This window comes from Arthrobacter sp. H5 (assembly GCF_000520595.1).
Lineage (GTDB): Bacteria > Actinomycetota > Actinomycetes > Actinomycetales > Micrococcaceae > Arthrobacter_D.
Genome location: NZ_AZSC01000355.1, coordinates 1 through 4,272, shown reverse-complemented (window position 1 = coordinate 4,272; position 4,272 = coordinate 1). Strand labels below are relative to the sequence as shown.

Here is a 4,272-nt window from a genome sequence, read left to right as displayed (position 1 = left end):
GAATCTGGCCTGGAAATCCAATATCGTCCGCGGAAAATCTGGCTTGGCCATGAATAAACCCTACCTGAGCTAACCGTTCACCCACTACGCGGATTATGCCGAGGAAAACGCTAAGCCGAGGAACTTGCCTGCCGCCCATGCGCCGCGGGGAATCGGGCTCCTTTCCTCGGCTTAGTATTTCCTGAACTAACGGAGTGTGTATAGAAGTTGGAGTTTTTCTTCGCTGAGCCACTCGGTGTCAGTGATGCTCAATCCCGGTGTTGTTGCGTTTATCGCTGCTGTCATCATGTCCAGGGTGGCGAAGGCGTAGAAGGCTGAGGTGGTGCTCATGCTTTCGTGGCCGAGCAGTTGCATGATGATTGGCAGCGGGATTCCTTGTTTGTAGAGGTCCATGGCCTTGGTCTTGCGGATCATGTGGCAATGCAGCCTGATGGGGATCGATGGGCAGGTTTCCCGGGCGATGTCTCCGGCCTTCTTGAGGATCGCCGAGATGCTGTCTTCCGAGAGCCTGACGGGTTCCCCGAGATGGGGGCTGTTGAATAGTGGGCGCGTTGCGGGCAGGCTTGGCAGATTGGGATGGAACTCGTTGAGATAGACCTGAAGATGCTCGACGCTCTTATCGCCCAGGGGGACGACCCGGCTCTTCTTCCCTTTCCCGATCAGCGTCAAGTGTGCCGGCCGTGTCAGCTTGAAGTCGCCCAGGGTCAAGGCTGTGAGCTCACTGACGCGTGCCGCGCTCTCGTAGAGGAGTATCAGGAGCATGCGGTTGCGCCGCGACTTCATGCTGGAGCCGTTGAAGGCGGCAAGGATTGCTGTGGTTTCGTTCTCTTGCAGGTATTCGATGGGCTTTTTCGGCTGGGTGGGGGCTGTGAGTGTCTTGGCCGCATCGTGCAACGCAACCAGCAGGAGGTCTTCCTGGGCTGCGTATTGCAGGAACGCCTTGACCGCGGTCAGGCGCAGGTTCAAGGTTTTTGGCTGGTAGTTTTTGGTCTCCCGCATCCAGACCAGCCAAGCCTTGAGGAATGGTCGTTCGAAGTGATCGAAGCTGATGTTCTTGCGCTGGATGTGCTGCTCGTCGACGAGGTAGCCGACGAAGCATTCCACGGAAATCCGGTACGCCTCGATGGTTTTTGGCGACAGCATCCTGACCTTGGGCATGTATTCATGCAAATAGTTTCGCGCGTATCCCCAGAAGTTCGGGGTGTCGCTCCTGGTGTCTCGTTCATTCGAATCCCACCACGGGCAGCATTCCTTGGTTGTCACGGGTCAGATCGGCGTAGCCGCTCATGAAATCCGGGGATGTATGGATGTAGTAGTAGGTGCTGTCCAGCGAGGCATGGCCCATATGCCGGGCCAGGTACGGCATCATGGCGTTGACGTCGGTACCTTCGGCCATCCACCTCTCGATGTTGGCATAGGCAAAGTGATGCCGAAAATCGTAGGGTCTCGGTTGCTTTCCTTCGAGGGGCCGCGGTAACCCGGCCTGGTCCCAGATCCTGTGGAATGTGAGACCAACGGCAACTTGTTGCACCGGGTTTCCTGTTGAAGTGACGAAGAATGCTGCTCGCTCGTGTCCATAGGCGCGACGTGATGCTTGGTCACATTCGGCCAGGATGCCTACGATCTGATCGGTGAGGGGAAGCTGCCGACTGCGGTTTCCCTTGGACCAGCGCACGTCGATGGACCCGTCCATGAGGTTCACATCGTTGACTGTCAGCCTACGCACCTCGCACGTGCGCAGGCCGCACGAATGCATCAGTGCGAAGAATGCAAGAGCCTGCCATTTCCACGGCGAGGTGCTTGCCAGCCGTACCGCGGCATCGAAAAACCTGGCCGTTTCTTCTTGTGAGAACAGGTGCGGCTGGGTGCGGCTACGCTTGGTTCGCCACTGATCCGATAACACGTACGCGTTTTCGTTGCCGTTGATGCGAAGCCATCGGCCGAAGTCCCTGATGTATGACATCCACGACGGGGAGGTGGCCGGTGGGCTCGACTGCTTGAAGAGAACCCACCCTTCAACGGTGAGACGGTCAAAATCCTCCAGCCCGTGCTCCGTGCAATAGCGGTCGAAATTCCTCAAGTACCACACCCGGGATTTGCCGTGATAGCCCATGTTTTCCTTGAAGGCGAGGAAACGCTCAAGATCGGGGGCGAACACGCTGGTAAACCTGGCCCCGTTCATCGCTTCGCTCCTTGTGGCAACGCCAGGGGCAGGATGCATGCTCGCATATGCTCGGTATCCGTGCTGAGGTACACGTTGGTGGAATCCGGGTTCGAATGGCCAAGAACCGCCGATATCGTTGGCAGCGGTGTTCCGGCGCGCAGGAGTTTGGAAGCGGCGTTATGGCGCAGCAGCCTGGTCCCGACCCTGGTGCGATCCACCTCTGCTGTTTTGAAGACCCGCTTGGTCAGTTGATAAATGGAGGCATGGCTTGCCAGCTCGGTATGGGGCGCCACCGCGCGCAAAAACACGTGCTCGTTGGCAACGTCCGGCCGCTCACCAAGGACATACTCTGCAAGTTTCCCCGCAATCACAGGGGGCAACGGAATCGTCAGCGGATTGCCGGTCTTCTGTTGCACGATCCCGACCGTCATTCCCCGCCAGTCGATGTCCTGTAATCGCAAAGCAACCAGATCGCATGCACGCAGGCCGGTCACCAGCGCCAGCAAGGTGATTGCGGCATCCCGTGCGGAAGTCTTTCCACAGGTGCACGCCTGGATAACCGCCCGTTCCTCATCGCTGCCCAGCAGGGGAACGATGCCGTGATGACGTTTCGCCCCGGCCATCTTCAGGGCATTGAGCAGGTCTGAACGTTGTGTGAAGTTCAGGAACGGACGGAAATTCGACACCACCGACCACATCGCAGTTTCCGCCCACCGACCCCGCAACGATTCCAGAAAACCAGGCACGCTGGCCCCGCCGGCCTCCCGCAGCGATGTCATCTCGCCGGCCTCCAAATACAGAAGGTAATCGCAAGCTGCACGACCATAGGCGCTCCGGGTGGCTACGGCCAGTCCACGCTGCCCCATCTCATCCGACCAAGCATTCAAGAGTGCCGCGAACTCCTGGAACTGCGGAACGACCCGAACACGGCTGCGCCTTTTTATTGAAAGGTCCACCTGTCCAGTCAGCACATAGGAATCAAATACTCCCACCAGACGGGCAAAGTCCGCGCGAAGCGACGGACTGAAGGGCTTGCCCGTCTGTGGGCTCGCCGTCATCAAAGTGAACTCAGCACCCAACGCAAGCGAATACACCCCACCCTGTTGTCGAGCAAGTAGATCCAACCACCGAATCGAATTGCGGTATTGATCAATCGTCAACGTCGCGTACCCGGCCGCTTCCAACGCGGCAACAACCCGCTCGCCAATCTCCCTGACCGTCGTGTCCATGGCATTTCCCTTTCACTGGGCATGTGGATACGACGACGGTAACCCCGCGACCGGCACCAAATACTAAGCCGAGGAAAGGAGCCCGATTCCCCGCGGCGCATGGGCGGCAGGCAAGTTCCTCGGCTTAGCGTTTTCCTCGGCATAATCGGCGTGGACGATCTGCGGGATGCCGTGGATGCCGTGGATGCCGTGGATGCCGAAGATTTCCTTCATCATTTCCACGGCCAGTTCCCCGGACTCGTGGGCATGGACGTAGGCGCCGACGATGTAGCGGGAATAGATGTCGATCATGACGTAGCAGTCGTAGTATTTGCCCTTGATCGGGCCGGCGAGTTTGGTGATGTCCCAGGTGTAAACCTGTCCGGGTCCGGTCGCGACCAGCTCCGGCACGGCCCGCGCCGGGTGGCGTGCGATCCGTCGGCGTTCCTTGACCTGGCAGTTCTCCTCCAGGACGCGATAGAACGTGGAGATTGAGCACAAATAGACGCCTTCGTCCAGGAGCCGGGCATAGATCTGCACCGGCGGCAGGTCCACGAAATCCTTCGAATTCACGGTCGCCAGGATGTGGGCGCGCTCGGCCACTGAGAGCTTGTTTGCCGGCGCCGGGACCGGCGGAGGGTCTTCCACCGCGATGCGGGGTTTGCGGGTCGCTGTGGCCCTGGATACCCCTGCAATCACGGCCGCTTCCCGGGTAGAGATGTCCGCCAGGGTGAGGGCGGTGTAGGCGCTCATCAGGGTTTCTTGTACCAGGGCTGCTGCTCCGCGCTTTCGGAGATATCCTCCAAAAGCAGTCGTGCTTTTTCCATTATCGACAACGCAGCTGCAGTCCGTGCCAGCTTGCGTTCACTCACCTCCAGCTGCCGACGTAGACGCCCGATA

General features: G+C 59.0%; 3 protein-coding genes and 1 pseudogene. All 4 read right to left on the bottom strand.

The window, feature by feature from the left end; genetic code table 11:
- Positions 1-186 precede the first annotated feature (186 nt).
- Positions 187-1,263 carry a tyrosine-type recombinase/integrase gene (locus tag Y708_RS22190; protein ID WP_051478413.1) on the bottom strand — a complete coding sequence of 359 codons (1,077 nt, stop codon included), beginning with the start codon at positions 1,261-1,263 and terminating at the stop codon, positions 187-189.
- Entirely contained in the window at positions 1,223-2,182 is a 960-nt protein-coding gene (locus Y708_RS0101480; protein ID WP_028278552.1) for a tyrosine-type recombinase/integrase, read from the bottom strand. The genes Y708_RS22190 and Y708_RS0101480 overlap by 41 nt, the downstream gene beginning before the upstream one ends.
- Positions 2,179-3,393 (bottom strand): tyrosine-type recombinase/integrase, encoded by a 1,215-nt coding sequence (locus Y708_RS0101475; protein WP_028278551.1) that lies wholly within the window; start codon positions 3,391-3,393, stop codon positions 2,179-2,181. Before Y708_RS0101475 ends, Y708_RS0101480 begins: the two co-directional genes overlap by 4 nt.
- Positions 3,394-3,537: 144 nt before the next feature.
- Positions 3,538-4,083 (bottom strand): annotated as a pseudogene (locus tag Y708_RS22185) (DDE-type integrase/transposase/recombinase); the annotation flags it as partial.
- Positions 4,084-4,272 lie beyond the last annotated feature (189 nt).

Coding starts and splice junctions, on each gene's coding strand:
- Y708_RS0101480 (WP_028278552.1), bottom strand. CDS start 2,182: ATGAACGGGGCCAGGTTTACCAGCGTGTTCGCCCCCGATCTTGAGCGT.
- Y708_RS0101475 (WP_028278551.1), bottom strand. CDS start 3,393: ATGGACACGACGGTCAGGGAGATTGGCGAGCGGGTTGTTGCCGCGTTG.